Origin of the sequence: Streptomyces aurantiaciflavus (assembly GCF_049808595.1) — a bacterium.
GTDB lineage: Bacteria > Actinomycetota > Actinomycetes > Streptomycetales > Streptomycetaceae > Streptomyces.
The window spans coordinates 66,267-93,028 of record NZ_JBNCAQ010000002.1; the positions used below are offsets into that span (position 1 = coordinate 66,267).

General features: G+C 71.7%; 26 protein-coding genes. 6 read left to right on the top strand and 20 right to left on the bottom strand.

All coding sequences use genetic code 11. The features are described 5' to 3' along the window. Positions 1–81: 81 nt before the first annotated feature. From ACPT94_RS02140 to ACPT94_RS02190, 11 genes are all read right to left on the bottom strand, one after another. Positions 82–1,416 carry a sulfate adenylyltransferase subunit 1 gene (locus ACPT94_RS02140; RefSeq protein WP_360330876.1) on the bottom strand — a complete coding sequence of 445 codons (1,335 nt, stop codon included), beginning with the start codon at positions 1,414–1,416 and terminating at the stop codon, positions 82–84. Positions 1,417–1,418: 2 nt separating this feature from the next. Then, positions 1,419–2,354: a sulfate adenylyltransferase subunit CysD gene (gene cysD / locus ACPT94_RS02145; RefSeq protein ID WP_360330874.1), complete on the bottom strand. Its 936-nt coding sequence runs from the start codon at positions 2,352–2,354 to the stop codon at positions 1,419–1,421. Then, a complete protein-coding gene (gene cysC, locus ACPT94_RS02150) occupies positions 2,351–2,917 on the bottom strand; it encodes an adenylyl-sulfate kinase (RefSeq protein ID WP_425244941.1) in 567 nt (188 codons plus the stop codon). Before cysC ends, cysD begins: the two co-directional genes overlap by 4 nt. Positions 2,918–2,919: 2 nt before the next feature. Next, positions 2,920–3,630, bottom strand: a complete 711-nt coding sequence (locus tag ACPT94_RS02155) for a phosphoadenylyl-sulfate reductase (RefSeq protein WP_360330869.1) — start codon at positions 3,628–3,630, stop codon at positions 2,920–2,922. Next, complete coding sequence (locus tag ACPT94_RS02160; protein WP_360330867.1) at positions 3,627–3,806, bottom strand: hypothetical protein; 180 nt, start codon at positions 3,804–3,806, stop codon at positions 3,627–3,629. Before ACPT94_RS02160 ends, ACPT94_RS02155 begins: the two co-directional genes overlap by 4 nt. Before the next feature lie 28 nt (positions 3,807–3,834). Then, the gene (locus ACPT94_RS02165; RefSeq protein WP_425244942.1) at positions 3,835–5,532 is read right to left on the bottom strand and encodes a nitrite/sulfite reductase; all 1,698 of its coding nucleotides are present in this window, start codon (positions 5,530–5,532) and stop codon (positions 3,835–3,837) included. A gap of 153 nt (positions 5,533–5,685) precedes the next feature. Next, the gene (locus ACPT94_RS02170) at positions 5,686–5,769 is read right to left on the bottom strand and encodes a putative leader peptide (protein ID WP_309486338.1); all 84 of its coding nucleotides are present in this window, start codon (positions 5,767–5,769) and stop codon (positions 5,686–5,688) included. A 127-nt stretch (positions 5,770–5,896) separates the two neighbouring features. Then, positions 5,897–6,469 carry a GNAT family N-acetyltransferase gene (locus ACPT94_RS02175; protein WP_360330862.1) on the bottom strand — a complete coding sequence of 191 codons (573 nt, stop codon included), beginning with the start codon at positions 6,467–6,469 and terminating at the stop codon, positions 5,897–5,899. Positions 6,470–6,506: 37 nt separating this feature from the next. Further along, a complete protein-coding gene (locus ACPT94_RS02180; protein ID WP_425244943.1) occupies positions 6,507–7,799 on the bottom strand; it encodes a hypothetical protein in 1,293 nt (430 codons plus the stop codon). 222 nt (positions 7,800–8,021) lie between these two features. Then, positions 8,022–9,335 carry a GAF domain-containing protein gene (locus ACPT94_RS02185; protein WP_425245066.1) on the bottom strand — a complete coding sequence of 438 codons (1,314 nt, stop codon included), beginning with the start codon at positions 9,333–9,335 and terminating at the stop codon, positions 8,022–8,024. 304 nt (positions 9,336–9,639) lie between these two features. Further along, on the bottom strand, positions 9,640–11,301 hold the full coding sequence (locus tag ACPT94_RS02190) for an acyl-CoA dehydrogenase family protein (RefSeq protein WP_425244944.1): 1,662 nt from the start codon (positions 11,299–11,301) through the stop codon (positions 9,640–9,642). Between the two features lie 167 nt (positions 11,302–11,468). Here ACPT94_RS02190 and ACPT94_RS02195 point away from each other — a divergent pair, with 167 nt between their 5' ends. Beyond that, complete coding sequence (locus ACPT94_RS02195; RefSeq protein WP_360330853.1) at positions 11,469–12,629, top strand: YihY/virulence factor BrkB family protein; 1,161 nt, start codon at positions 11,469–11,471, stop codon at positions 12,627–12,629. A gap of 8 nt (positions 12,630–12,637) precedes the next feature. Here ACPT94_RS02195 and ACPT94_RS02200 read toward each other — a convergent pair whose 3' ends face one another. Beyond that, positions 12,638–13,477, bottom strand: a complete 840-nt coding sequence (locus ACPT94_RS02200) for an NmrA family NAD(P)-binding protein (RefSeq protein ID WP_425244945.1) — start codon at positions 13,475–13,477, stop codon at positions 12,638–12,640. An 80-nt stretch (positions 13,478–13,557) separates the two neighbouring features. On the opposite strand from ACPT94_RS02200, the gene ACPT94_RS02205 reads away from it, so the two are divergent. Both ACPT94_RS02205 and ACPT94_RS02210 read left to right on the top strand, forming a co-directional pair. Then, positions 13,558–14,493 carry an AraC family transcriptional regulator gene (locus ACPT94_RS02205; RefSeq protein ID WP_360330847.1) on the top strand — a complete coding sequence of 312 codons (936 nt, stop codon included), beginning with the start codon at positions 13,558–13,560 and terminating at the stop codon, positions 14,491–14,493. A 10-nt stretch (positions 14,494–14,503) separates the two neighbouring features. Beyond that, positions 14,504–15,175, top strand: a complete 672-nt coding sequence (locus tag ACPT94_RS02210; RefSeq protein WP_425244946.1) for a helix-turn-helix transcriptional regulator — start codon at positions 14,504–14,506, stop codon at positions 15,173–15,175. Here ACPT94_RS02210 and ACPT94_RS02215 read toward each other — a convergent pair. Together ACPT94_RS02215 and ACPT94_RS02220 are read right to left on the bottom strand one after the other, a co-directional pair. After that, a complete protein-coding gene (locus ACPT94_RS02215; protein WP_360330841.1) occupies positions 15,164–15,559 on the bottom strand; it encodes a VOC family protein in 396 nt (131 codons plus the stop codon). The genes ACPT94_RS02210 and ACPT94_RS02215 overlap by 12 nt on opposite strands. Before the next feature lie 77 nt (positions 15,560–15,636). Beyond that, entirely contained in the window at positions 15,637–16,269 is a 633-nt protein-coding gene (locus ACPT94_RS02220; protein ID WP_360330839.1) for a VOC family protein, read from the bottom strand. Between the two features lie 72 nt (positions 16,270–16,341). On the opposite strand from ACPT94_RS02220, the gene ACPT94_RS02225 reads away from it, so the two are divergent. From ACPT94_RS02225 to ACPT94_RS02235, 3 genes are all read left to right on the top strand, one after another. Next, complete coding sequence (locus ACPT94_RS02225) at positions 16,342–16,941, top strand: hypothetical protein (RefSeq protein WP_425244947.1); 600 nt, start codon at positions 16,342–16,344, stop codon at positions 16,939–16,941. Positions 16,942–17,076: 135 nt separating this feature from the next. Further along, a complete protein-coding gene (locus ACPT94_RS02230) occupies positions 17,077–17,727 on the top strand; it encodes a ThuA domain-containing protein (RefSeq protein ID WP_425244948.1) in 651 nt (216 codons plus the stop codon). 142 nt (positions 17,728–17,869) lie between these two features. Continuing rightward, positions 17,870–18,733: an isocitrate lyase/PEP mutase family protein gene (locus ACPT94_RS02235; RefSeq protein WP_360330830.1), complete on the top strand. Its 864-nt coding sequence runs from the start codon at positions 17,870–17,872 to the stop codon at positions 18,731–18,733. Between the two features lie 20 nt (positions 18,734–18,753). On the opposite strand, the gene ACPT94_RS02240 is transcribed toward ACPT94_RS02235, so the two are convergent. The 6 genes from ACPT94_RS02240 to ACPT94_RS02265 all read right to left on the bottom strand — a co-directional run bounded on the left by ACPT94_RS02240 (position 18,754) and on the right by ACPT94_RS02265 (position 26,649). After that, positions 18,754–19,797, bottom strand: a complete 1,044-nt coding sequence (locus tag ACPT94_RS02240; RefSeq protein WP_360330828.1) for a LacI family DNA-binding transcriptional regulator — start codon at positions 19,795–19,797, stop codon at positions 18,754–18,756. A gap of 233 nt (positions 19,798–20,030) precedes the next feature. After that, positions 20,031–21,617 (bottom strand): glycoside hydrolase family 43 protein, encoded by a 1,587-nt coding sequence (locus tag ACPT94_RS02245; protein WP_425245067.1) that lies wholly within the window; start codon positions 21,615–21,617, stop codon positions 20,031–20,033. Between the two features lie 491 nt (positions 21,618–22,108). Further along, positions 22,109–23,023 (bottom strand): carbohydrate ABC transporter permease, encoded by a 915-nt coding sequence (locus tag ACPT94_RS02250; RefSeq protein ID WP_360330826.1) that lies wholly within the window; start codon positions 23,021–23,023, stop codon positions 22,109–22,111. Then, positions 23,023–23,907, bottom strand: coding sequence for a carbohydrate ABC transporter permease (locus ACPT94_RS02255; protein WP_360330823.1), 885 nt, complete (start codon positions 23,905–23,907; stop codon positions 23,023–23,025). Before ACPT94_RS02255 ends, ACPT94_RS02250 begins: the two co-directional genes overlap by 1 nt. A gap of 10 nt (positions 23,908–23,917) precedes the next feature. Next, positions 23,918–25,255, bottom strand: coding sequence for an ABC transporter substrate-binding protein (locus ACPT94_RS02260; RefSeq protein WP_360330821.1), 1,338 nt, complete (start codon positions 25,253–25,255; stop codon positions 23,918–23,920). A 296-nt stretch (positions 25,256–25,551) separates the two neighbouring features. Continuing rightward, complete coding sequence (locus ACPT94_RS02265; protein WP_360330819.1) at positions 25,552–26,649, bottom strand: LacI family DNA-binding transcriptional regulator; 1,098 nt, start codon at positions 26,647–26,649, stop codon at positions 25,552–25,554. Between the last annotated feature and the right edge of the window lie 113 nt (positions 26,650–26,762).

Sequence of the window (26,762 nt, forward strand, 5' to 3'; positions counted from 1 at the left end):
CGCCCTGCCCGCTGCCGAGGGCGCCGCTGCCGACGCGGCCGCCCTCCTTCGCGAACGTGGAGTAGTAGTCGGTGGAGTTCATCAGAAGTCCCACCCGTCGTCCTCGCCCTGGTCCTTGACCGGCTCCGGGGAGGCGAAGGACTCGCCGACCATGCCCGCGGTGAGCGTGGTGCCGTCGTTGGGGTCGATCAGGATGAACGAGCCCGTGCGGCGCGAGTCGGCGTAGGAGTCGACGGGGAGCGGCTCCGCGGTGCGGATCTTCACCCGGCCGATGTCGTTGGCGACGAGCTGCCCCGGGTGCGGGTGCAGGGACAGGTCGTCGAGGGTGAGCCGGGACGGGATGTCCTTCACGATCGCCTTGACGGTGCGGGTGCCGTGCTTGAGCAGCACCCGGTGGCCGACGGTCAGCGGCTGGTCGGCGACATGGCACACGGTGGCCTCCACGTCCTGCGTGGTGGCCGGCGCGTCCTTGCTCGGCACGATCAGGTCGCCGCGCGAGACGTCGATGTCGTCCGTGAGCAGCACGGTCACCGACTGGGTCGTCCACGCCACGTCGACCGCCTCGCCCAGCAGGTCGATCCCGGCGATGGTCGTCGCCCGCCCCGAGGGCAGGACGGTGACCGCCTCGCCGACGCGGAAGGTGCCGGCGGCGATCTGGCCCGCGTAGCCGCGGTAGTCGGGGTGCTCGGCGGTCTGCGGCCGGATCACGTACTGCACGGGCAGCCGGGCGTGGCAGTGCGCCAGGTCGTGGCTGACCGGCACGGTCTCCAGGTGCTCCAGCACGGTCGGGCCGCCGTACCAGTCCATGTTGGCGGAGGGGTCCACCACGTTGTCGCCGGCGAGCGCCGAGATCGGGATCGCGGTGACCTCCGGGACGCCCAGCTCGGTGGCGTACGCCGTGAACTCCTCGGCGATCGCGGCGAACACGGACTCCTGGTAGTCGACCAGGTCCATCTTGTTGACCGCGAGCACGACGTGCGGGACGCGCAGCAGCGCGGCGATCGCCGCGTGCCGACGGGTCTGCTCGACGACACCGTTGCGGGCGTCGACGAGGATCACCGTCAGTTCCGCCGTGGAGGCACCCGTGACCATGTTGCGGGTGTACTGCACATGGCCGGGGGTGTCGGCGAGGATGAACCGGCGCCGGGGCGTGGCGAAGTAGCGGTACGCCACGTCGATGGTGATGCCCTGCTCCCGCTCGGCCCGCAGACCGTCCGTCAGCAGCGCGAGGTCCGGGCCCTCCGCGCCACGGCTCGCCGAGGCGCGCTCCACGGCCTCCAGCTGGTCCGTGAGGATCGACTTGGAGTCGTGCAGCAGCCGTCCGACGAGGGTGGACTTGCCGTCGTCGACGGAGCCGGCGGTGGCGAACCGCAGCAGGGTCGTGGCCGAGAGTTCCTCGGTCGTGGTCGTGCTCATGCTTAGAAGTACCCCTCGCGCTTGCGGTCTTCCATCGCGGCCTCGGAGAGCTTGTCGTCGGCGCGGGTGGCGCCGCGCTCGGTCAGCCGGGACGCGGCGATCTCGGCGATGACGGCGTCCAGCGTGGTCGCGTCGGAGTCGACGGCGCCGGTGCAGGACATGTCACCCACGGTCCGGTAGCGCACGAGCCGCTTCTCGACGGTCTCGTCGTCCTTCGGGCCGCCCCACTCGCCGGCCGTCAGCCACATCCCGGCCCGCTGGAACACCTCCCGCTCGTGCGCGAAGTAGATCTCCGGCAGCTCGATGCCCTCACGGGCGATGTACTGCCAGACGTCCAGCTCGGTCCAGTTGGACAGGGGGAACACCCGGACGTGCTCACCGGGCGCGTGCCGCCCGTTGTAGAGGTTCCACAGCTCGGGGCGCTGACGGCGCGGGTCCCACTGGGAGAACTCGTCACGCAGCGAGAACACCCGCTCCTTCGCGCGGGCCTTCTCCTCGTCCCGGCGGCCACCGCCGAAGACCGCGTCGAACTTCTCCGACTGGATCTTCTCCGTCAGCGGCAGCGTCTGCAGCGGGTTGCGGGTGCCGTCCGGGCGCTCCTTCAGCACACCCCGGTCGATGTAGTCCTGCACCGAGGCCACGTGCAGCCGCAGGTTGTGCCTGGCCACCGTGCGGTCGCGGTACTCGAGGACCTCGGGGAAGTTGTGCCCGGTGTCCACGTGCAGCAGCGAGAACGGCACCGGCGCCGGCGTGAACGCCTTCAGCGCCAGGTGCAGCATGACGATGGAGTCCTTGCCGCCGGAGAACAGGATCACCGGGTTCTCGAACTCGCCCGCCACCTCGCGGAAGATGTGCACGGCCTCGGACTCGAGCGCGTCCAGGTGGCTGAGGGCGTACGGGCTCGCCGTACCCTCCTCGGTCTTGGCGACGGTCGTCACACCAGTCCCCTTTCGCTGAGCAGGGCGTACACCGACGCCGCGGACTCCTGCACGGTCTGGTTCTGGGACTCGATCCGCAGATCCGGCGACGCGGGTACCTCGTACGGGTCGTCGACCCCGGTGAGCCCGGTCAGCTCGCCCGCCGCCTGCTTGGCGTACAGCCCCTTGACGTCCCGTTCGCTGCACACCTCGACCGGGGTCGCCACGTGCACCTCCAGGTACGCCGTCCCGCTCGCCTCGTGGCGCTTGCGCACCGCGTCACGGCTGTCGGCGTACGGCGCGATCACCGGGACGAGCGCCTTGACGCCGTTGCGGGCGAGCAGGTCGGCGAGGAAGCCGATGCGCTGCACGTTGGTGTGCCGGTCCTCGCGGCTGAAGCCGAGGCCCGCGGAGATGAACTCGCGGATCTCGTCGCCGTCGAGCACCTCGACGAGGTGGCCCTCCTCGCGCAGCCGGCCGGCCAGCTCGTACGCGATGGTGGTCTTGCCGGCACTCGGCAGACCCGTGAGCCAGACGGTGGCTCCGGTCGTCACGGTGTTCTCCAATGTCGTAGGCGCGGTCATGGTCAGCCGTGCAGTCCGCACTCGGTCTTCGCGCGGCCCGCCCAGCGGCCGGCGCGCGCGTCCTCGCCCTCCAGGACGCGGCGGGTGCAGGGGGCGCAGCCGACGGAGGTGTAGCCGTCCATCAGCAGGGGGTTGGTCAGCACGCCGTGCTCGGCGACGTACGCGTCCACGTCGTCCTGGGTCCAGCGGGCGATCGGGGAGATCTTCACCTTCTGCCGCTTCTCGTCCCAGCCGACGACCGGGGTGTTCGCCCGGGTCGGGGACTCGTCGCGGCGCAGCCCGGTCGCCCAGGCCCGGTAGCCCTTCAGGCCCTCCTCCAGCGGCTGCACCTTGCGGAGCTTGCAGCACAGGTCGGGGTCGCGGTCGTGCAGCTTGGGCCCGTACTCGGCGTCCTGCTCGGCGACCGTCTGGCGCGGGGTGAGCGTGATGACGTTGACGTCCATCACGGCCTCGACCGCGTCCCGGGTGCCGATGGTCTCCGGGAAGTGGTAGCCGGTGTCGAGGAACACCACGTCGACGCCCTTCAGCACGCGCGACGCCAGATGCGCGACCACCGCGTCCTCCATCGAGGACGTGACGCAGAAGTCCTTGCCGAAGGTGTCCACCGCCCACTGGAGGATCTCCAGGGCGGAGGCGTCCTCCAGGTCACGGCCCGCCTGCTCGGCGAGCGCCTTCAACTCCTCAGCCGTACGGCCTTCCTGAGCCGTCGTCATATCCGGTCCCCTCCGTTGTCGGCTCGCTGAAGTCCTCGGGTCAGCAGCCCGAGGAACTTCAACTGGAATGCGCGGTTGCAGGCCGCGCATTCCCAGGCGCCGTGGCCCTGCTCGCTGGGACGCAGGTCCTCGTCGCCGCAGTAGGGGCAGTAGAAGGGGGCGGCGCGCTCGCTCATACTGCGTCCTTTGTTTCGTTCGCTGCGCTCACGAAAGGGCCTCCTCGGAGGCCCGGGCCGCCCAGGTGGCGAACCGCTCGCCGTCCTCGCGCTCCGCCTGGAACCGCTTCAGGACGCGCTCGACGTACTCCGGCAGCTCCTCGGAGGTCACCTTCAGGCCACGGACCTTGCGGCCGAAGCCGGCGTCCAGGCCGAGCGCGCCGCCCAGGTGCACCTGGTAGCCCTCGACCTGCTCGCCCCGGTCGTTGAGGACGAGCTGGCCCTTGAGACCGATGTCCGCGACCTGGATACGGGCGCAGGCGTTGGGGCAGCCGTTGATGTTGATGGTGATCGGCTCGTCGAACTCCGGGATGCGCCGCTCGAGCTCGTCGATCAGGGTGATGCCGCGCTGCTTGGTCTCGACGATGGCGAGCTTGCAGTACTCGATGCCGGTGCAGGCCATGGTGCCGCGCCGGAAGGGGGAGGGCTTGGCGGTCAGGTCCAGGGCCTCCAGGGCCTCGACCAGCGACGCGACCTGCGCCTCCTCGACGTCGAGCACGATCATCTTCTGCTCGACGGTGGTGCGGACCCGGCCGGAGCCGTGCGCCTCGGCGAGGTCGGCGATCTTCGCCAGGGTGGTGCCGTCGACCCGGCCGACGCGCGGTGCGAAGCCGACGTAGAAACGGCCGTCCTTCTGGCGGTGCACGCCGACGTGGTCGCGCCAGCGCTCCACGGGCTCGGCGGGCGCGGGACCGTCGACCAGCTCGCGCTTGAGGTACTCGTCCTGCAGCACCTGCCGGAACTTCTCCGCGCCCCAGTCGGCGACCAGGAACTTCAGGCGGGCGCGGGTGCGCAGCCGCCGGTAGCCGTAGTCACGGAAGATGCCGATCACGCCGGCCCAGACGTCCGGGACCTCGTCCAGCGGGACCCAGGCGCCGAGCCGGACACCGATCTTGGGGTTGGTGGACAGGCCGCCGCCGACCCACAGGTCGAAGCCGGGGCCGTGCTCGGGGTGCTCGACGCCGACGAACGCGACGTCGTTGATCTCGTGGGCGACGTCGAGGAGCGGGGAGCCGGAGACGGCCGTCTTGAACTTGCGGGGCAGGTTGGAGAATTCCTTGCTGCCGATGTACCGGCTGTGGATCTCGTCGATGGCCGGGGTGCCGTCGACGATCTCGTCCTCGGCGATACCGGCGACCGGCGAGCCGATGATGACGCGGGGGGTGTCGCCGCAGGCCTCGGTGGTGGACAGGCCGACGGCCTCCAGCCGGTTCCAGATCTCCGGGACGTCCTCGATGCGGATCCAGTGCAGCTGGATGTTCTGCCGGTCGGTGATGTCCGCGGTGCCGCGCGCGAACTCCTGCGAGATCTCGCCGATGACCCGCAGCTGCCGCGTGGTGAGACGTCCGCCGTCGATGCGCACGCGCAGCATGAAGTACTTGTCGTCCAGCTCCTCCGGCTCCAGGACCGCGGTCTTGCCGCCGTCGATCCCGGGCTTGCGCTGGGTGTACAGGCCCCACCAGCGCATACGGCCGCGCAGGTCGTTCGGGTCGATCGAGTCGAATCCACGCTTCGAGTAGATCGTCTCAATGCGTGTCCGCACATTGAGACCGTCGTCGTCCTTCTTGAACTGTTCGTTGCCGTTGAGCGGGGTGAAGTGACCCACGGCCCACTGACCCTCACCGCGGTGACGGCTCACCTTGCGGCGGGGCGCTGCGGCGGCAGGGTTCTGCGGGGTGGCGGCCATGGTTGTTACGTCCTTCGGGACAGGCGGGAACGCGGCTCTGACCTGCGCGTACGGGCGCGCGCATGGGACTGCGTGCGCGTCTTTGCGCAGGATGAGGAAAAGGGCTGGAGACGTCGGGCTTCGCTGTGTGGCCGGAGGCCACTGATGGGTGCGTCAGCTCGCCGGACAGATGGCGCTGGACATGCGGCCGAGGTCGACGTGCCGCCGACTCACCAAGGCAATTCCAGTTCCAGACATGACGGAAGCGTGTCATGGCGATCTGGACACAGTCCAGCTTCGTCCGTAATGTGGACACCCTTGTCCCGGAATGCGAGACAAGGGTGTTGTCGGTCACATGCGCTGTGCGGCGTCTTGTCCGCGCAGGTCAGGCGGGGTATGCACCCGGCCACGGGCCGGGAGCGGCCACCTCGGCCTCCTCCTCGACCTTGGTGTCGAACAGGGTGAACCCGCGCCGCAGATAGTTGTCCATCGCGTGCTCACCGTCCAGGCTGCACGTGTGCAGCCACACCCGCTTGGTCTGCGGCAGCCCGGGCCAGCGGTCCGCGAGGTCCCAGGCACGGGCGGCGCCGTACGACAGCAGATGGCCGCCGATCCGCCGGCCGCGGAAGGCGGGGATCAGGCCGAAGTACTCGATCTCCACGACCCCGTCGTCCTGCGGCGCCAGCTCCACGTACCCGGCGGGCGTGCCCCGGTCGTAGGCGACCCACGTCTCGACCCCCGGACGGCCCAGGTGCTCCTGCCACCGCGCGTACGTCCAGCCCAGCCGGTCGATCCAGCGGATGTCGCCGCCGACGGAGGCGTACAGGAAACGGCTGAACTCCGGCGAGGGCACCTCGGAGCGGACGATCCGGACGTCGCCCTCGGGTGCGGCGGCCGGCAGCAGGTCACTCGGTGCGGTCTGCTCCAGGGACCAGGTGGTCACGGGGATGTTGGTCATGCCGGTCAGGGAATCATCTACCGAGCTGATCTGTCGATTACCGCGCTGATCCGTCGATCGAGGCCAGGGGCAGCGAGAAGAGGACCCGGCCCGACTGCGCCCAGACCTCGCCGGTCGCCGCCCAGTACGAGAGGGACTCGGTCCCGGTGCTCCAGCAGTCGTGGCTCTCGGCGGTGCCGCACACCGCGGTTCGTGAGCCGTCCGTGTCCTGCCGCCACAGCGTCCCGTGCTGCTCGCCCGCGCCCGCCGCGCGGGTCACGTACCAGGCGGACTCGTGTGCCAGCACCCCGCGCACCCCGGTGAGCTTCGTCCGGTACGCCTCCGTCACCCGGACCCGGCCGGCGGTGTCGGTGGCGAGGAGGCCGGTGCGTCCGGACCCGGAGCCGAAGGCGTACCGCCACAGGCGGGCGCCCCGGTCGCCGTCGTCGAGGGTCCACTCCCCGGCCACCAGGCTGTCCGGCGCGGTGCTGCGGTCCAGGGAGAGGGTGGCCGGGTGCGGGGCGTCCGCGCCGCCGCTCAGCCGGTAGGAGGCGATGGCCGGCAGGACGTACCGGGAGCCGTGCGCCGACCAGCCGCCGGGCACCCGCCCGACCGCCTCGCCGGTGACGGTGGCGCGGTGGATGCGGTTCATGTCGTACACGTACAGCGCGGTGCGGCCCCCGTCGTCGGCGGTGACCAGCAGCGTGTCCTGGTACCAGACCATCCCCGAGACGTGGGAGACCAGCCCGCGGTAGTCGCGTCCGCCGTCGACCGGGACGGCGAGCAGCGCCCAGGTGTAGGTGAGGCGGTTCAGGTTGGCGGCGTCGACGAAGGCGACCCGGGCCAGCCCCCGGTCGGCCGCCGGGCCGGCGCTGCGGGACCAGCCGGACAGGATCACCCGGCGCGCGCCCCACAGCCCGTCGTCGTCCGCGTCGCCGGAGGTGGTCACCGCGCCCGGCTGCCAGCCCTCGGTCTCGTCGGTGTTCCAGCAGTACGCGCGCGTGGCCGTGGGGGAGACGGGCAGCGCCCGCCGCTCGGTGTCCGTGCAGTCGACGGCGTCGCGCAGGGTGCGGTCGGCGCCGCCGAGCACCGTGCCGACGCCCACCGGCCGGCCCATCTCGGAGGCGAGCCGGTCCAGGGAGGCCCGCGGCACCAGGTCCTCGGTGAGCCGCAGCGCGTCGGTGTCGGCGGAGGCGGTGAGCGGCTTCAGTGCCCCGGGATCGTCCGTGACCGTCGCCTGGGAGGCGCTGATCATGGTGGCGGCGGCGGTGAGCGCGAGCGCGGTTCCGGTCAGGAACGCGCGCAGCGCCCTGCCCCGCCTGCGCCGTCGATGTCGGCCACGATGTCTCATCTGTCCTCCCGAGGCGGGCCAACTGCGCCTGATGATCCGTACGTTGACCAAGGAGCAGGTGGGGTGACCCGTAGGGGGATGCTACGGCAGTCCGCGCACCCCCGGGGCGAAGACCCCGCACATATACGGAAGATGCCGTGACGTACATCGATTTACGGTACGAATGAGGGGGTGTGACACCCGCCCGGCCACGGAATCCGTCGTCACGGCCTGGCGGTCACACTACGGATTCCGTGGTCGTCGCCCTGGACGTCCCGGTACGGAATCCGTCGTCCGCGCCCCGGTCACCGCCGGCGCGCCCGAGTGCGGAAGGAGGTCCTTCGGATCGTCCGGGAGGAGTACCTCGACCTCCGCGTCCTCGCGGAAACGATACGGTCGATGCTCCAGGAGTCCCCCCAGGTACCGCCGCACCCTCGACATCTCCGCCCGCACCGTCACCGTCCGCGCCGGGTCGCCGAACACGTCCTCGGCCAGCGCCGCCGCGCCGCGCCCGCCCCGGTGCACCGCCAGCAGGTACAGCAACTCGGCATGCCGGGGACTGAGCTCATGGGACCACGACCCCGCCCCGCCACTGACCGTCACCGACCAGCGGCGCGGCCTCGTCACATCCAGCACGATCCGGGTGGCGCCCGCCGGCGACGGCTCCTCCGCCGCGTCGAGCGCGCGCACCAGCCAGCCCCCGGACAGCGGCTCCACCGAGCACAGCCCCAGCGTCGGCAGCCACCGGCGGCCCGGCGACAGCGACTTCGGCAACGCGATCCGGTTCGTGTACGGCATCCCGGTCACGGCCGCGGTCCAGCCGTCCCCGTCCACCACCGCCGCCCGGCCCCGCAGCCGGGCCAGCACCGGCGCCGCCACCGCGCGCAGCCGCTCCAGCGCGCTCAGATGCAGCTCCCGCAGCCTCGCCTCGGCGAGCTTCGCCACCGAGTCGACCCAGGCCAGGGTGGCCGGATGCATCGTCTCCAGCGGACCGCTGACGTCGACCACACCCAGCAGCCGGCCGTCGCGCGGGTCGGTGATCGGGGCGCCGGCGCAGGTCCACGTGGTGTGCGAACGCACGAAGTGCTCCGCGGCGAACACCTGCACGGGCCGGCGCACCACCGCCGGGGTGCCCACCCCGTTGGTGCCGACGACGTCCTCCCGCCAGTCCGCACCCAGCTCGAACCCGAGCCCGTCGGCCTTGCGCAGCACGGGCGAACAGCCCTCCCGCCACAGCACCCGGCCCTCCTCGTCGGCGACGACCATGATGTGGTGGGCGACGTCCGCGACCGACAGCAGCCCCTCCCGCAGCACCGGCAGCACATCCCGCAGCGGCGACTCCTCCCGCCGCCGCCGGACCTCCTCCGAACTGAGCAGACCCGCTCTGGCCCCGTGCTCCGGGTCGACGCCGCTGCGCAGCACCCGCTCCCAGGACTGCTCGATCACCGGGCGCGGCGCCACGCGCGCCCGCTGCCCGGCGAGCCTGGCCTCCCGCACCTCGCTGAGCATCCGCGCCGCCCGTGCGGCGTCGACGGCCGCCAACTGCGGCACGTTCATCGGCGACTTCGCCACTGGGGCCTCCCGGGAAGCACACAGGCGTGCGACCGGCTGTCAAGCTCCTGCGCCGACTGTTTCCGGTCTTGCTGGAGGTCCCATCTTGCCGTCCACCCGTGACGGAGGGACACACTCCGGTCACTGAGTCCAACACGTTGCAACCCCTTGCAACCCTGGTCAACATCCACAGGCTGCCCGAGACTTGTACCACGCCGTCACGAGCGGCGTTACTGGCCTCGCAGGGCCATTGCCGCGGGGGTGGTGCCGTGTCGGCGCAGCACCACCCCCGCACTCGTCGGCCCGCGGCTCACGACAGCGGCCGCGCCCGCTCCACGATCGCCTCCAGGGCGAGGCTGTGCGGCAGCGCCCCGAAGGCCGCACCCCCGTCGCCGCCCAGCCGTGAGGCACAGAACGCGTCGGCGACCTCCGGCGGCGCGAACCGAACGAGCAGCGCCCCCTGGAGCACCAGCGCGAACCGCTCCGTCAGCCGCCGCGCCCGCGCCTCCGCCCCGTCCAGATCGGCCAGCTCGGTCAGCAGGTCCTTGATCGCCGCGTCCAGCCGGTGATCGGCGCCCCGGGCCCGGCCCACCTCCTGCAGATAGGCGTTCAACGCCTGCGGCTCCCGCCGCAACGCCCGCAGCACATCCAGCGCCTGGACATTGCCCGCGCCCTCCCAGACGGAGTTCAGCGGCGACTCCCGCACCAGCCGGGGCATCCCCGACTCCTCCACGTACCCGTTGCCGCCCAGGCACTCCGCCGCCTCCACCGTCACCGGCGTGCAGCGCTTGGTCACCCAGTACTTCGCGGCGGGCACCGCGATCCGCAGCAGGGCCCGCTCCTGCTCGCTCCCGTCGTCGTAGGCCGCGGCGAGCCGCATGCCGAGGGTCGTGGCCGCCTCCGACTCCAGCGCGAGATCGGCCAGGACATTGCGCATCAGCGGCTTGTCGAGGAGCTTCCCGCCGAACGCCTCGCGGTACGCGCAGTGGTGCACGGCCTGGGCGACGGCCGCCCGCATCAGCCCCGCCGACCCCAGCACACAGTCCAGCCGGGTCGCCGCCACCATCCCGAGGATGGTGCGCAGCCCACGCCCCTCCTCGCCGACCCTGCGCGCCCACGTCCCGTCGAACTCGACCTCCGCGGAGGCGTTCGACCGGTTGCCCAGCTTGTCCTTGAGCCGCTGGATGCGGAAGACGTTACGGGACCCGTCCTCCAGCACCCGGGGAACCAGGAAGCAGGTCAGGCCCCCTTCCCCTTGCGCAGTCCCCGGCGAAGGGGCGGCCTGGGCCAGCACCAGGAACGCGTCCGACATCGGCGCCGAACAGAACCACTTGTGCCCGGTCAGCTCGTACGTCCCGTCCTGCGCGAGCGGCCGCGCGGACGTCGTGTTCGCCCGGACGTCACTGCCGCCCTGCTTCTCCGTCATCCCCATCCCGAACAGCACCCCCGCCTTGCGGCTCGGCGGGCGCATCTCCCGCTCGTAGACCGTCGACGTCAGCCGGGGCTCCCACTCGGCGGCCAGCGCCGGATCGGCGCGCAGGGCCGGCACCGCCGCGTGGGTCATCGACAGCGGGCAGCCGTTGCCCGCCTCGACCTGCGTCCACACCACGAACCCCGCCGCCCGCCGCACATGCCCGCCCGGCTGCGCCCAGGCCGCCGTCAGACCGGCACTGACCCCCTTGCCGAGCAGCCGGTGCCAGGCCGGGTGGAACTCCACCTCGTCGAGGCGGTGGCCGTAGCGGTCGTGCGTGCGCAGGACCGGCGGATTCTCGTTGGCCTGGATCGCCCACTCCTGCAACTGCGCCGACCCGGCCGCCCTGCCCAGCGCCGACAGGTCACCGCGCGCCTCGTCGAGCAGCTCCGGGTCGAGATGGCGTTCCACCGCGGCCACCAGGGCTTGGTCGGCGCCGTAGACGTCGTACCCCAGCAGGGGCGGGGGCTGGTTGGTCACGGTGTGCGTGCTGCCTGCCATACCGCGAACGTACCCCCGGGTACGCCGCTCATGACCCCCAGGACACGGGCAGTCCCCGAGCAGCCACCCCGCACGGGCCGCACGCGCGCGTGCCGGGGACGATGGCACACGGTGACGTCGCCCCACCGGAGGTGAGCGCAGCCTCGCGCGACGGATACCGTTAAGACGTGCAGCAAGCAAGTCAGTCCCCCCGGCAACCCGAGAGCCCTCACGGGCGTCTCCACCGCGCGCGTGCCCTCTACCGGAACGTCTCCAAGCGCAGGACCGCCTGGCTGCTGCTCAAGGACACCGTCAACTCCTGCATCGAGTACCGCATCCTCGGCCTCGCCGCCGAGGCCGCCTTCTTCACCCTGCTGTCCGTGCCGCCGCTGCTGCTCAGCCTCATCGGCCTCCTCGGCTACGTCGACGACTGGACCGGCACCGACACCATCACCAGCCTGGAGACCAACCTCCTGGAGGCCTCCCGCACCGTCCTGTCCGACAAGGGCGTCAGGGAGATCGCCCAGCCGATCCTCGACGACGTGTTGAAGGGCGGCCGCCCCGACGTCATCTCCATCGGCTTCCTGTTCGCCGTGTGGTCCGGCTCGCGCGCGGTGAACGTCTTCATCGACACCATCACCGTCATGTACGGCCTCGACGGCGTCCGCGGCATCGTCAAGACCCGGCTGGTGGCGTTCCTGCTGTTCATCGCGGCCCTGCTGATCGGCTCGGTCGCGCTGCCGCTGATGGTCGCCGGGCCGGACGCGGTCGTACGGATCGTGCCCTGGTCCACGACGGTCGTCCAGGTCCTGTACTGGCCCGTGGTGATCGTCCTGTCGATCGCCTTCCTGACCACCCTCTACCATGTGTCCGTGCCCGTGCGCTCCCCGTGGATCGAGGACGTGCCCGGCGCCCTGGTGGCCCTCGCGATGTGGGTGCTCGGCAGCTTCCTGCTCCGGATCTACCTGCAGAACACCATCGAGGGCGCCACCATCTACGGCTCCCTCGCCGCCGCCGTCGCCGTCCTGCTGTGGATCGGCGTGTCCGCCTTCGCCGTGCTGGTGGGAGCCGCCGTCAACGCCGCGATCGACCGGGTCTGGCCGGCCGCCGCGACCGCCGCGGCCCGCGCCAACAACGAACGGCTGCGCGAGGAGGAGGCCGCCGAGTACGTCGCCCGCATCGCCGCGGCCCGCGCCCACGAGGACCCCGACGACCCCGACATGCCGTCGGAGTTCCCCGAACGCTGGTCCCGCTTCCTGCCCCCGGAGGACGTCACCGGCCGCCTGCGGACCCACGCCAAGACGTCCCCGAAGAACGGCGGCGAAGAACAGCCGCCCCCCGAGAAGTGACCCCGCCGTCAGCCCCAGGTACCCGCCCCCGCCGCCTCCCGCGCGAAGTCCGCGACGTCACGCGGCTCCCGGCCCAGCACCTCCCGCACACCGTCCGAGAGGTGGGCGTTGCGGCCGTCGAGGAGTTCCTCGAACAGCCCGACCAGGAAGTCGGCCTCCTGCGGCGGCACACCGAACGCGGTCAGACGCGCGTGGTACTCCCGGACGGGCACGGGGAGGTACTTCAGCTCGCGCCCGGTCGCCCCGGCGATCTCGGCGACCGCCTCGCCCCACGTCAGCAGCCGCGGCCCCGTCACATCGATCTCCTTCCCCACGTACCGGTCGCCCGACGTCAGCGCGGCCACCACCACGTCCGCGATGTCCCGCACGTCGACGAACGGCTCCCGCAGATCCTCGGCCGCCGGGAACACCAGGCTCCCGCCGAGCCGCAGCTCCTCCACCAGCGGCCCCTCACTGAAGTTCTGCGCGAACCACGCCGCCCGGACGATCGTCCACCGCGCACCCGACTCCCGCAGCGCCTCCTCCGTCGGCAGCGCCCGCTCCTCGCCCCGCGCCGACAGCAGCACCAGCCGCCGCACACCGAGCCGCACCGCCTCCCGGGCGATCTCCCCGACCGCCCGGGCCGCCTCCGGGGAGCCGACGTCCGTCGGAAAGGCCAGATAGGCCGCGTCCGCGCCACGCAGCGCCCGCGCCCACGTCGACCGGTCCCCCCAGTCGAAGCCCGTGGCCCGCGAGGCCGCCCGCACCGTGAGCCCGGCGGCCTCCGCCGCCCGCGCCACACGTCCACCCGTACGACCGGTCGCGCCGGTCACCACCACCGTCATGTCCCGCACCGTGTTCTGCGTCATGCGTCCAGTCAACGGCCGCATGCCGCCCCCGCCCATCGCTGAACGGCTCATTCCCATAAGCGCGCGTCTACGCTGGCGCCATGGACGCACTCACCGGCCTGCTGGAGGGCCCACGCGCGCGTGGCGCCCTCATGATCCGTGCGTGCTTCGACCCGCCGTGGGCGGTGCGGGTGGAGGACCGCGCGCCGCTGACGGTGATGCTCATGGTGCGCGGCGAGGGATGGGTCGTCCCGGACGAGGGCGAGCGGCTCCGGCTCGCGGCCGGCGACCTCGCCATCGCCCGCGGCCCCGGCGCCTACACCTGCGCCGACGACCCCGCGACACCCCCGCAGGCGCTGATCCTTCCGGAGGGACAGTGCGCCTACCCCGACGGCCGGCCGCTGAACGGCTCCATGGACCTCGGCGTCCGCGCCTGGGGCGACCGGCTGGACGGCTCCACCGTGCTGCTGATCGGGACGTACATGATGGAGGGCGAGATTAGCGGCCGGCTGCTCGACGCCCTGCCACCGCTGCTGTCCCTCACCTCCGACGTGTGGCCGTGCCCGCTCACCCCGCTGCTGACGGACGAGGTCGGCCGCGACGAGCCCGGCCAGGAGGTCGTCCTCGACCGGCTGCTCGACCTGCTGGTGATCGCCGCCCTGCGGGCCTGGTTCTCCCGGCCGGACGCCGAGGCGCCGGCCTGGTACCGGGCGATGGCCGACCCGGTCGTGGGCCGCGTCCTGCGCCTCCTCCAGGACGACCCGGCACACCCCTGGACGGTCGCGTCCCTCGCCGCGAAGGCCGGCGTCTCCCGCGCCGGCCTGGCCCGCCGCTTCACCGACCTCGTCGGCGAACCCCCGATGACGTATCTGACCGGCTGGCGCCTCGCCCTCGCCGCCGACCTGCTGCGCGACACCGACGACACGATCGGCGCGATCGCCCGCCAGGTCGGCTACGGCAGCGCGTTCGCCCTGTCCAGCGCCTTCAAACGGGTCTACGGCGTCAGCCCCCAGGAACACCGGACGCGAGCGGCGTAGCCTGGCACCCGTGTACGAGGAACGCCCCTCCCGGCTGGCCGGCGCGGTGGTGTGGACCAACACCCCGGCAGGCGCGGGCATACGCCCCGTCCTCCCCGACGGCTGCATGGACCTGCTGTGGAGCGAGGGCAGGCTGCTCGTGGCCGGCCCCGACACCCACGCCCACCTCCCCGACGACCCGACCGCGCCCTGGACCGGCCTGCGCTTCTACCCCGGCACCGCCCCCGCCCTCCTCGGCGTACCCGCCCACGAACTGCGCGACCGGCGCGTGGAGTTGGCCGAACTCTGGCCGACGACGCAGGTACGGCGGCTGCGCGCCCGTGTCGAGGCCGCCGCACACCCGGCGACGGCACTGGAGGACCTGGCGCTGGAACGGGCGGCCCCGCCCGACCCCCAGCTGCGCCACCTGGTCACCGCCCTCGCCGCGGGCCGCCCGGTCGCCGCGACCGCCGACGAACTCGGCGTCGGAGCACGCCAGTTGCACCGCCGCTCCCTGACCGCCTTCGGCTACGGCCCCAAGACGCTCGCCCGCATCCTGCGCCTCCAACGGGCCCTCGCCCTGGCCCGTACGGGCCTTCCGCACGCGGCCACGGCGACCCGCTCCGGTTACGCCGACCAGGCGCATCTCGCCAGGGACGTACGGGAGTTGAGCGGGATGACGCTGACCGAGCTACTGCGCTAGCGGCGCGAACAGGTCGACGCCGTTGCCGTCGGGGTCGTGCACGACGGCGTACCGCTGGCCCCAGAAGGCGTCCCACGGCTTCAGCTCGCCGACGTACCCGGCGCCCACCAGCTCCTCGTACACCGCGTCGACCTCGGCGGGCCCGTCGCAGCGCAGGGCGAGGGAGGACCGGCCGCCCCCGGGCGGAGCCTGCCAGTCGGGATGGAAGGACCGGACGGTCTCCTCGGTGTCCAGCAGCAGCCGCAGACCGCCCGGCAGGCCGGCCTCGGCGTGCGGTTCCCGCTCGGCGCCCTCGGGGAAGGCGAACCCGAGCCGGCGGTAGAAGGCTACGGAAGCGGCCATGTCGGAGACGACCAGGCCGATGGCATCGAATCGTGGACTCATGCGGCCACCGTAGGCAGGGTGCGGGCGGTCGGTCTTGAAGGAATCGGACACCGCGGCAGGCGCCGCACGGTGTTCCGTCAGCCGAACGTCACCGGCCCGTTCGGCGTGTCCACCGTGAACGAGAAACCCACCGGGCCCCGGCTGAGCGGGAGTTCGGTGCCGAGCGCGGCCAGCAGGGAGCGGATCTCCTCGGGGTCGGGGGCGGTGGCCGACAGCTCCAGCAGCGGGGTGACGGGCAGGCCGGAGGCGGAGGGGTGGACGGTGGCACCCCAGTCGATCAGGAAGGGGACCAGGCCGGACGGGTGCGGGTCACCGCCGTCGGTCAGCCGCCACTCCAGCAGGGTGCCGTCCGGGCGGCGCCGGCTCATGCCCCGCACGTCGCCGGGGTCGTAGCCGTGCGCGCGGGCCGTCGCGACCGCCTCGTCCAGGTCGGGCGGGCTGATGGCCCAGGTGAGGGTCCGCGGGGAGTCGAGCCCGTCCACGCCGAAGGGGCGCGGACCGGTCGGCGCGGCCTGCTCGGGGTCCGGCCCGATGATCTCCAGATAGGCGGAGCCGCCCAGACCGACCAGGTGGTTGCGGGTGCCGAGCCCGATGTGCACACCGCCGGGGGCGGGGGCCACCCCCGTGCGCCGGGTGAACTCGGCGACCGTCGCCGCCAGATCAGGGGTTGCGAGGACGAGGTGGTCGAGCCGTGGGGGAATGGTGTTCATCCCGCCCGAGCCTACGCGGCCCACCGCCGAAAAGGACGCGTCTGTGGAACACCTGTGCGGCAGGATGACCGCATGATCCGTACCGTACGCGCCGTGCCGGCGTTACTGCTGGCCCCCGTGCTCCTCACCGCCTGCGGCACCGAGGACGCGGGCGCCGCCGACCCGGCCGAACTCAACGCCCGGGCCCGGGCGTCGGGCATCCACCCGGACGCGGTGTACGTCACCGAGGCCCCCGGCGGCTACACCCTCGCCCAGCAGTCCGTCGGCGTGTACGGCGGCGACGGCTTCTCCGCCACGTACGTCTCCCGGAAGAACGGCGGTCAGCTCCGGCTCACCGTCGACCGCGGCACGATGACCGCCGAGACCTGCCCGACCCAGCCGCCCGCCGACGACTCCGGCACCCGCGCCGACTGCACCCGCGAGGGCGACCTCTGGTACCGCGGCGGCGGGGAGTACGTCGTGCCGAAGAAGGGGTTCCTCGTCCGGATCGGCGGTGAGGGCGTGCCGCGCGACGTCCTGCGCGAGGCCGCCGAGAAGGTCCACCAGCCCTCCGCCGACGAACTCGACACCCTCCTGCCGCCCGCCCCGGCCGGAGGGGAGCCCGTGGAGCGGGGCGATCTGCCACCGGAGGGGGACGGGGCGCCCGACAACAACGTGGACGCCGGCGGATGAGGAGCGCCCGCCGCACCGCTCGTACCGCACCCACCGCTGCACCGTTCGCACCGCCGGCCGCTCGTACCGTGCCGAAACTTTCGCCCTGATCATGACCCTGGGCCGCCTGTCCGCGCCCACATAGGCTCAGGTCACATGACCACCCGGCTGCTCGTGTACACCCGCACCACCGCCTACCGCCACGACTCCATTCCGGACGCCGTCACCGCCGTACGGACGCTGGGCGACTTCACCGTCGACCACACCGAGGACCCGGCGGCCCTGGAGGCCCCGCTGGACGGGTACGCGACCGTCGTCTTCCTCTCCACCAGCGGCGAGGTGCTCACCCCGGCCGGACGGGAGCGCCTCGCCGAGTACGTCGAGTCGGGCGGCGGCTTCGCCGGCGTGCACGCGGCGGCCTGCACCGAGTACGACTGGCCGTACTACGGCGAACTCCTCGGCGCCCGCTTCGACCGCCACCCCGCCCTGCAGCCCGGGAAGGCCCTCGTCGAGGACCGCGACCACCCCGCCACCCGCCATCTGCCCGCCGTCTGGGACTTCACCGACGAGTGGTACGACTTCCGCACCAACCCGCGCGACCGGGTCCACGTCCTCGCCACCGCCGACGAGTCCTCGTACGAGGGCGGAGCCATGGGCGCCGACCACCCGCTCGTGTGGTGCCGCGAACAGGGTGCGGGCCGCGTCTTCTACACGGCCCTCGGTCACACGTCGGCGGCCTACCGGGACGCGGACTTCCTGGCCCACCTGCGGGGTGGGATCAACTGGGCGGCCGGGCTGGAGAACTGAGGGAACGCGCCGCCCAGTGACGTTTCTGCGGTGAACCGCCTGCGCCATCGGAGTGAGTGAGGCCCGCACGGGCACGGCGCTCCCGCCCGGCCCCGGAGATCCTCTTGACCCGACACGGAACACGGCAGGAGGAGCCGGGACATTGAGCTACGGGACCAAGCTGCGCGAGCGGATCGCCGCACCGGACACGACCCCGCTGATCGGCGTGTACGACATGTACTCGGCGTCGCTCGCGGCCCAGCACTACGACGCCCTGTTCGTCTCCGGCTTCGGCTTCGCCGCCTCCCACTACGGGCTGCCTGACATCGGGTTCATCGCCTGGCCGGACATGCTGGCCTTCGTCCAGCGCCTGCGGGGCGCCTTCCCCGGCCACCACCTGCTGGTCGACATCGACGACGGTTACGTCGACCCGGAGGTCGCCTGCCATGTCGTGGACGGTCTGGAGCGGGCCGGGGCGTCGGGGGTGATCCTGGAGGACCAGAAGCGGCCGCGCCGCTGCGGGCACGCCGACGGCAAGCAGGTGCTGCCGCTGCCCGAGTACCTCGCCAAGCTGGAACTGGTGCTCGCCACCCGCCGGGACCTGGTCGTCGTCGCCCGCACGGACGCCACCGAGGAGGACGACATCGCGCACCGCGCCAAGGTCCTCGCCGCCACGGACGCGGACGTCGTCCTCGTCGACGGGGTCCGCAGCGTGGAGTGGATCCGCCGGATCCGCGACGTGGTCGGCGACAAGCCCCTGCTCTTCAACCAGATCGCCGGCGGCAAGTCCCCCCGCCTCTCCCTGACCGAACTCACCGCCCTCGGCGTCGACGTCGCCATCTACAGCACCCCCTGCCTGTTCGCGGCCCACGAAGCGATCCACTCCGCCCTCACGGAACTCAGGCGGACGGACGGCCGGCTGCCGGCGGTGGACGACGACGACGGCGTCGGCGTGCGCACCGCCACCCGGCTGCTGGAAGGGAACATCGCACGGCTGCGGACGGCGCCGGAGCGTACGCGAGGCTGAGCCGAGGAGGGCGCGACGCGTCACCCTCCGGGCGCGTCCGTGCTCGCCCGCTCCACCAACCGCGTCGACAGCTCCGTCCGCGTCCCCTCCGGCCGCTCCCCGTCCATCATGCGCACCAGCAGCCGCAGGGCCGTCGCCGCCATCTCGGCCAGCGGCTGGCGGACGGTGGTCAGGGCCGGGGTGGTCCAGCGGGACTCGGGGAGGTCGTCGAAACCGACGACGCTGATGTCGCGCGGAACGCTCAACCCCCGTTCCGCCAGGGCCTGGTAGACGCCGAGGGCCATACGGTCGGAGCAGACGAAGACGGCCGTCGGGGGCTCGGGCAGGTCGAGGAGTTCCCGCATGCGGTGGCGGGCGACGGACTCGTCGAAGCCGCCGTGGCGGATGTACTCGGGGCGGTGGCCGAGGCCCGCCGAGGCCAGGGCCGAACGGTAGCCGGCGATCCGGGCGTTGCTGCACATCTTGCGGCGCGGGCCGGCGATCACCGCGATCCGCTCGTGGCCGAGGGCCAGCAGGTGCTCGGTCGCCGTCACCCCGCCCTGCCAGTTCGCCGCGCCCACCGACACCACGCCCGACGGCGGCTCGACCACCGGGTCGATCATCACGAACGGGATCCGGTGCTGCTCCAGCCAGAGGTACTGGGACTCCGTCAACTCGGCCAGGTTGAACAGCACTCCGGCCGAACCGCGGGCGGTCAGCTTGTCCAGCCAGCCGCGCTGCGGGCGGCCCGCCCGGGTGCGGGACAGCGCGGCCGAGACCACGACGTCCAGGCCCGCGTCGTGGGCCGCCTCCTCCACACCGTGCAGCACCGCCCCCGACCAGGAACTCTCGAGCGAGTGCACGACGAGATCGACCAGCCGGGGCGGCTTCGTCGCGTCGAAGCGCGGTCTGCGGACGTAACCGAGCCGGTCCAGCGCCTCCGTGACCCGGCGGCGGGTCTCCGGGGCCACGTCCTCACGGCCGTTGACCACCTTGGAGGCGGTCGGTACCGACACCCCCGCCTCACGCGCCACGACCGCCAGCGTCGGTCCGGCCGTCACGCTCGCACTTGCCGTGCGGACCATCGGGAACCACCTCTCCGGCCCGCCCGAGGGCCAGCGAAAGTTCGACCACCGCCCTTTCGGAGCCGACCCTGACCGACGGCTCGCAGAAAGCGCTTGCTATCCTAGGTGTGCCTCAGCGTGACGTGAAGACACCAGGAGTGGCCGGCTCCGCAGCGGGGCGGAAACGTGCAGACCCGTGAAGTCCCGTGAAGTCCCGTGAAGACCCGTGAAGTCCTGATCGGCCCCGACACAGCTCACAACGGCGTGCACGTCAGGCGGAAGTCGCGGAAGTCGGCGGTGAACGACGCGTCGACCAGATCCCGGGCATGGATGCCGACCAGAGTGCCGGTGAACCGGAGGCGATCGGCGTGGTCGTCGGAGAGCCGGCCGCAGTCCAGCGGAGGCCCCACCGGCGTACGCACCCCCTCACGCACGTACCAGAATCGGGCCTCGGCCCCGTCGACGCTCACCCCCACCGTGAGCGGCACACCCGCGTCGACCTCCACGACCGCCGCCTGCCGCGCACCCCTCTCGTCGCGCTCCAGCACACTGAGCACGGTCCGGCCGCCGCCGGCCTGCCCTTCCCCGCGCCACTGCTGCCCACGCTGCGGCTCGCCCTCGGGCTCCGCCCAGGTCAGATCGAGCGAGAGGTACGCCTCCGCGTCATACCGCAGCACGAGTCCCGCGGCTTGCGTGAAGGTGGACGGACGTGCCTCGACGGTGACGTGCGCTGTTGCCCTGTGCTCCGTGAGGCGCTGCGCGAGCAGGCTCTGCGCCCAGCGGGACTCCGGCCCGTGCCGGCCACGGAGCCGGATCCAGCCCGGGCGGGAGGTGACGTCCGCCCAGGAGGGGTCCGGGGGTTCACGCAGAGTGCTCCAGGGCCAGCCCAACGGGGCCTGTGGGGCGACCGGTTGACGGGGGTGAGGGGTAGGGCTCGTCGGTACCTCCACCTCGACCGCCGGATGCCAACCGCCCTGCCGTAGGCGGGGCCTGCCGTCCGTGTCCCACGTGACCGCCTGGATCGCGGTCTCGCGGCCGAGGGTGCAGCGGGGGCCGTGCGGTGTGTCGAGCGGGCGGGCCGTGAGATGGCTCAGGAACCACTCACCGCCCGGCGTCCGCACCAGCTCCGCGTGTCCCGCCTTCTGCAACGGCAGCTTCGGGTCGTCCCGGGAGGTCAGCAGCGGGCGGTCGTCGAGCTCGTACGGGCCGGTGAGCCGACGGCTGCGGGCCGTACGGACACCGTGCTCGAAACCGGTTCCGCCCTCGGCGAGCACGAGGTGGTACCAGCCGTCCCGGCTGATCAACTTCGGCCCCTCGATGAGACGTTCGTGCTGGAGCAGCAGATGCGTGCCGCCTCGCGGGGCGAGCGTGTCGCGGTCCAGTTCCGTCAGGACGATCCCCGCGAAGCGCTGTCCGCCGGGGCGATGGTCGTTCTGGAGATTGAGCAGCCACAGCCGGCCGTCCTCGTGGAAGAGGGCGGGGTCGAAACCGTGACCCGGCACGCGGCGCGGCTCCGTCCAGGGGCCGGCCACGTCGGGGGCGGTGCTGACGTACGTGTCGAGGTCGAAGTACGGCGTGCCGACGGATCGTACGACCGCGTAGACCACCCAGAAGCGCTCGCCGTCCCAGCTCAGGGAGGGCGCCCAGATGCCGCCCGAGTCGGGGACACCGGCCAGCGTTCCGCCGGGGGCGGCGCCCTGGACGTGGCCCGCGTACTCCCAGTGGGCCAGGTCCCGGGAGCGGTGGAGGGGGATGGTCGGGAACCACTCGAAGGAGCTGGTCGCTGTGTAGTACCAGTCGCCGACGCGGATCAGGGAGGGGTCGGGGGCGAAGCCGCGGATGACGGGGTTGCGGGCTACGGTCGGGTGTACGCGGTCGTCGGGAAGGTCGCCCGGGCGGTCGCCGGATGGTTCGGGGTCTGCGGTCGGCGGTGGGGTGCCGACGGTGTTCGGGCGGGTGTCTTCGGTGTGCGGTCCTGTGTCCTTGGTGTGCGGCCCCGTGTCGCCGGTATCCAGTCGGCTGTCTTCAGTGCGCGGTCCCGAGTCGGTGGTATGCAGTCGGGGATCTGCGGTGTCCGGTCCCGCGTCGCCGGTATGCAATGGACTGTCGTCCGCGTGCGGCCGGGTGTCACCGGTATGCAGTCGGGTGTCTCCGGTCTGCGACGCGGTGTCGCCGGTATGCAGTCGGGTGTCTCCGGTCTGCGACGCGGTGCCGCCGGTATCCAGTCGAGTGCCTCCGCTCTGCGATCGCGTGTCTTCTGTCTGCGCTCCGGTGTCTCCGGTCCGCGGTCCGGTGCCGTCGGCGACGGCATGCACTCGGACGTCCCCGGTCCTCACTTGAGCGCCCCCAGGGTGACCCCGGTCCGCCAGTAGCGGCGCATCGCCACCATCATGATCGCCATCGGGATGATGGACAGCAGCGCGCCGGTGAGCACCAGGCTGGTCACGTCGACGCCGGACTCCATCTTCTTGCCGGTCCAGTGGTACAGCCCCAGGTTGAGGGTCCAGTTCTCCTCGCCGCGCAGCACGGTCAGCGGGAGGAAGAAGGCGTTCCAGGTGTTGACGAAGGCGAGCAGGAACACCGTGGCGCCGCCCGTCGTCATCATGCGCAGCACGATGCTGAAGAAGATGCGCAGTTCCCCGGCGCCGTCGAGGCGGGCCGCCTCCAGCAGCTCGAACGGGATCGTGGACTCGGTGTAGACCTTGGCCAGGTAGACGCTGAACGGGTTGATCAGGCAGGGGATGAGCATCGCCCAGGGAGTGTCGACGAGGCCGATCTCCGAGAACATCAGGTACAGCGGCAGCGTCAGCAGGGCGAGCGGGATCAGGAACGAGCCCACGACGCACGCGAAGACCACACTGCGCCCGGGGAAGTCGAAGCGGGCCAGCCCGTAGCCCGTGGCGAGGGCGACGAGGGTGCCGCCGAGCGAGCCGACTCCCGCGTACAGGAAGGAGTTGGCGGTCCAGCGCAGGAAGATGCCGTCGTCGTAGGTGAACACCTGGTGCAGGTTGTCCCACAGGTGCCAGTCGGAGAACCACATGCCGTTCGACTGGTACAGGCCGATGCGGTCCTTGGTGGCGGCGACGATCAGCCACCACACCGGGAACAGGCTGTAGACGCTGGCCAGGCTCAGCCCGATGAGGAGGAAGCGCTGGCCGCCGCGCGAGCGCGTGGCCGCATCCGGCCGGGTGCGGCGGCGGAGGGCCGGCGTCGCGGACTTCGCGGCCCGGTCTTCGGTGAGCGTCATCAGTCGGCCTCCCTCGAAGTCAGCCGGTAGAAGAGGAAGGAGGCGATGCCGAGGATGAGGGCGAGCAGCACCGACAGGGCCGCGGCGTAGTGGTAGTTGTTGGCGCTGAACGCCTCGTTGTAGATGATCATGATCGGGGTGAAGCTGTCGGTCACCGTCTGCGGGGTGACGTTCCGGAACAGCGCGGGCTCGTTGAAGATCTGCAGCATCTGGATGATGGAGAGCAGACCGGTCAGCACCAGGGCCCCGCGCACATGCGGGATCTTGATGCTCAGCGCGATCCGCGGCTCGGAGGCACCGTCCAGCCGCGCCGCCTCGAACAGCTCGCGGGGCACACCCTGCAACGCCGAGTAGATGATCACCATGTTGTAGCCGATGCCGTGCCAGGTGAGCAGGTTGCCGATGGACGGCCAGACCATCGACGGCGCGAAGAAGTCCCAGTGGAACCCGAAGAAATCGCCGAGGGGCGTCAGCGGCCCCACGAGCGGGCTGTACAGGTTGACCCACACGATGGCGGCGACCACTCCGGGGATCATGTACGGGACGAGCAGCAGGATCCGGAAGCGGCCGGCCGCCCGTGCGGTGACCGCGTCCAGCAACAGGGCGAGCACCAGGCTGATCCCGAGCATCAACGGGATCTGGACGCAGGCGAACAGGAACACCCGCAGGACGGAGCCGACGAACGCCGAGTCGGTCAGGCCCTGCCGGTAGTTGTCCAGGCCGACGAACTTCTCCGTCGCCCCGCCCAGGCCCAGCCCGGACTGCTGCTCCAGGAACAGCGACTGGTAGACGGCGTAGCCGATCGGCAGGAGGTAGAGGAACACGAAGCCGAGCTGGAAGGGCACCGTGAACGCGGCACCCTTCCAGCGCTGGGAGCGAATCATCTGCGGTGCCTCAGCCCTCGACGCTGATGCCGCGGGACTTGAGGTCCTTCACCGTCCACTCCTGCATGTGGGCCAGGAGATCGGTGACCTTCATCTGCTTGTTGACGACCTTGCCCCAGCCGTTCTGCAGCTCCGTGAACATGGCGGTCCAGTTCGGACCGAAGGTCCAGTCGGTGGTCACGGTGGCGAGGCTGTCCGTCACGACCTTCTTGCCCGGCTCGTAGTTCTTGCCGAGCAGCTTCTCGGAGATCGCCTGGTCGACGTACGCGCTGCTGTCTGCCAGCCCGGGCATCACGCCGCTGCCCGTGTCCGGGCTCGCCATGGTCTTGACCGCTGTGGGGTCGGTGGACATCCACAGCGCCGTCTCGGCGGCCTGCTTCTGGTGCTTGCAGTCCTTGGAGACCAGCGTGAGGTTGCCGCTCTGGTTGGTCCCGGCCGGCGTCTTGGGCGCGTCGCCCTTGAACGTCGGCCACGGCGACAGCGCCCACTGCCCGAAGGACTTGGTGAAGTTGTTGACCATGCCGGACATCTGCCAGGTGGAGATCTGCCGGGTCGCCGTGCCGCCGTTGTCGTAGTTGCGCTGCACGGCCGCGTAGTCGGCGAAGGACAGCTTGGAGTTCAGGTCGTTGTCGATGATGTCCTGGATCACCTTGGCGGCCTTGAGGCTGCCCTCGTCCTGGAAGTTCACCTTCCAGGAGTTGCCGTCGATGGCGTACCAGTGGGCGCCGGCCTGCATGGCGAGCACCTCCAGGGTGCTCGGGTCCTCACCGGCGTAGTTGGTGATCTTGACGTTGTGCTTCTTCAGCACCTTGCCCGCGGCGATGAAGTCGTCCCAGGTCGCGGGGGCCTTCAGGCCGTACTTCTGGAAGATGTCGGTGCGGTAGATCGTGAAGGCGGGCGCCGAGGCGGTGGGCACGCCGTAGACCTTGCCCTGCACCGTGCCGCTCGCCCAGGAGCCGGCGTTGAACTTGTCCTTGCTGGACTCGACGTACTGGGTGATGTCGGCGAGCGCGTCCTGCGAGACCCAGCTGGTCACGTACTCGGCGGTGTTCTGCAGCAGGCAGGGCGGGTTGCCCGCCTTGACCGCGTTGGCCAGCTGCTTCTGCATGGTGAGCTGGTCGGTGACCTTGGTGTACTTGAGCTGGACGTCCTTGTGGGAGGCGTTGAACGCCTTGACGACGGCCTCCTGGCCGTTGGCCCAGCCCCAGAAGTCGAGGGTGACCGGGCCGGAGGACTTCGGGGACGAGTCGTCGTCTCCGGAGCCGCCGCAGGCGGTGAGCAGACCTGTCAGTGCGAGTCCCGCAACGGTGGCGCGGGCGACCCTTCTCCGGGGGCTGGTGAAGTTCATCTGACCGTGATCCTTCGGGAAGTAGGCGTCTCGGAAACGAGGAACGGCGGCTCGGTACTGGCCAGGAACGGCGGCCGGAGGACATCGGCTCGCGGTTGCGGGGGGTCGGCCAAGCGGAAGCGGTAGTAACCGGTTGCTGTGGACGGTAGGCCCAGCAGTTCCGCCTTATCAAGAGGTGTGCAGGAAAAAGTTACGGAAGAGCAGGTCAGAGCGCGGGAAACCGGTTACGGAAACTTTCGGTCAGCGCCTCTGCGGGGCAGCCACACCTAACGCACGCCGGTGGCCGGCCGTCGCGTTCACGCGTGCCGCCTCGGCGGCCGCACCGAGTTGCGTACGACGACATGGGTGCCCAGCACCAGGTGCTCGCCGTCCCCGCCGCCCTTGCGCCGAGCCGCCGGGCCGGCGCCCTCGCGCCGGTCGGCCACCGCGCGCAGGGCGACGCGGCCCATCTCCTCGTACGGCACGTGCACGGTGGTCAGCTGCGGCGTGAGCTGGGAGGCGAGCGGAATGTCGTCGTAACCGACGATCGAGACGTCGTCCGGCACGCGCAGGCCCTCCGCGCGCAGCGCCTGCATGGCGCCCGCGGCGACGACGTCGGTCCCGGCGAGCACGGCGGTGAAGTCCGGGGTGTCGTGCAGGGCGGCCACGACGGCCGCGTACCCGTGCTCGTCGTCGTACGGACCGTGCCGCACCAGGCCCGGGTCGAACGGCACCCCGTACGCCTCGAAGGCCCGCCGCGCGCCCTTCAGCCTGCCCTGGGCCGTGGTGAGTCCGGCGGGTCCGGGCAGGACCAGCACCCGGCGGTGGCCCGCGGACAGCAGATGGCTGGCCATGGCGTAGGCGCCGGACTCGTTGTCGTAGTCGACCGTGGTGGCCGGGACGTCGCCCTCCAGGGGTGGCCGGCCGACCAGGACGAGGTGCGAGCCCGCGGCGTCGAGGGAACGCGCGAAGCGGGCCATGCGCAGCTGGTACTCCTCGAAGTCGTAGGCCCCGCCTAGCAGGACGACGGCGGCCACGCCCTGCTGACGCATCAGATTGACCAGGGCGAGTTCACGCTCGGGGTCGTCGCCGGTGGTGCCGACGAGGGACAGCCAGCCGCGCAGGGTGGCCGCGCCCTCGACGCCCTTCGCCACGTGCGCGAACGCGGCGCCGGTGATGTTGTTGATGAGGATCGCCACCGTCGGCGTGCCGCCCCCGGCGAGGGAGCGGGCGTGCGCGTTGGTGACGTAGTCCAGGTCGCGGACCACCTTCATCACGCGGCGGCGCAGCTCCTCGGAGACCGGGTAGTTGCCCGACAGCACGCGCGAGACGCTCGCCACGGAGACGCCCGCGCGCTCCGCCACGTCCCGGATCGTCGCCCGGCCGGCGTCGCCGATCGCCTTGCGCTGACTCACCGCTGCGGCTCCTTCACCGTCGTGCCCCGCTCACCGGGCGGGCCGGGGCCCGGTCCCGCGCCGGTGCCGAAACCGTATCCCATCGTTCCTCCAGGTGGCGCGGCCTGTGGACA

Excerpts from the sequence above, each read along its gene's own strand:
- ACPT94_RS02180 (WP_425244943.1), bottom strand. The coding sequence starts at position 7,799 with ATGAGACATCGTGGCCGACATCGACGGCGCAGGCGGGGCAGGGCGCTG.
- ACPT94_RS02225 (WP_425244947.1), top strand. The coding sequence starts at position 16,342 with ATGATCCGTACCGTACGCGCCGTGCCGGCGTTACTGCTGGCCCCCGTG.
- ACPT94_RS02200 (WP_425244945.1), bottom strand. The coding sequence starts at position 13,477 with ATGACGCAGAACACGGTGCGGGACATGACGGTGGTGGTGACCGGCGCG.
- ACPT94_RS02155 (WP_360330869.1), bottom strand. The coding sequence starts at position 3,630 with ATGACGACGGCTCAGGAAGGCCGTACGGCTGAGGAGTTGAAGGCGCTC.
- ACPT94_RS02260 (WP_360330821.1), bottom strand. The coding sequence starts at position 25,255 with ATGAACTTCACCAGCCCCCGGAGAAGGGTCGCCCGCGCCACCGTTGCG.
- ACPT94_RS02255 (WP_360330823.1), bottom strand. The coding sequence starts at position 23,907 with ATGATTCGCTCCCAGCGCTGGAAGGGTGCCGCGTTCACGGTGCCCTTC.
- ACPT94_RS02230 (WP_425244948.1), top strand. The coding sequence starts at position 17,077 with ATGACCACCCGGCTGCTCGTGTACACCCGCACCACCGCCTACCGCCAC.
- ACPT94_RS02185 (WP_425245066.1), bottom strand. The coding sequence starts at position 9,335 with ATGAACGTGCCGCAGTTGGCGGCCGTCGACGCCGCACGGGCGGCGCGG.
- ACPT94_RS02140 (WP_360330876.1), bottom strand. The coding sequence starts at position 1,416 with ATGAGCACGACCACGACCGAGGAACTCTCGGCCACGACCCTGCTGCGG.
- ACPT94_RS02165 (WP_425244942.1), bottom strand. The coding sequence starts at position 5,532 with ATGGCCGCCACCCCGCAGAACCCTGCCGCCGCAGCGCCCCGCCGCAAG.
- cysC (WP_425244941.1), bottom strand. The coding sequence starts at position 2,917 with ATGACCGCGCCTACGACATTGGAGAACACCGTGACGACCGGAGCCACC.
- ACPT94_RS02240 (WP_360330828.1), bottom strand. The coding sequence starts at position 19,797 with ATGGTCCGCACGGCAAGTGCGAGCGTGACGGCCGGACCGACGCTGGCG.
- ACPT94_RS02170 (WP_309486338.1), bottom strand. The coding sequence starts at position 5,769 with ATGTCTGGAACTGGAATTGCCTTGGTGAGTCGGCGGCACGTCGACCTC.
- ACPT94_RS02220 (WP_360330839.1), bottom strand. The coding sequence starts at position 16,269 with ATGAACACCATTCCCCCACGGCTCGACCACCTCGTCCTCGCAACCCCT.
- ACPT94_RS02205 (WP_360330847.1), top strand. The coding sequence starts at position 13,558 with ATGGACGCACTCACCGGCCTGCTGGAGGGCCCACGCGCGCGTGGCGCC.
- ACPT94_RS02250 (WP_360330826.1), bottom strand. The coding sequence starts at position 23,023 with ATGACGCTCACCGAAGACCGGGCCGCGAAGTCCGCGACGCCGGCCCTC.
- ACPT94_RS02190 (WP_425244944.1), bottom strand. The coding sequence starts at position 11,301 with ATGGCAGGCAGCACGCACACCGTGACCAACCAGCCCCCGCCCCTGCTG.
- ACPT94_RS02175 (WP_360330862.1), bottom strand. The coding sequence starts at position 6,469 with ATGACCAACATCCCCGTGACCACCTGGTCCCTGGAGCAGACCGCACCG.
- ACPT94_RS02160 (WP_360330867.1), bottom strand. The coding sequence starts at position 3,806 with ATGAGCGAGCGCGCCGCCCCCTTCTACTGCCCCTACTGCGGCGACGAG.
- ACPT94_RS02215 (WP_360330841.1), bottom strand. The coding sequence starts at position 15,559 with ATGAGTCCACGATTCGATGCCATCGGCCTGGTCGTCTCCGACATGGCC.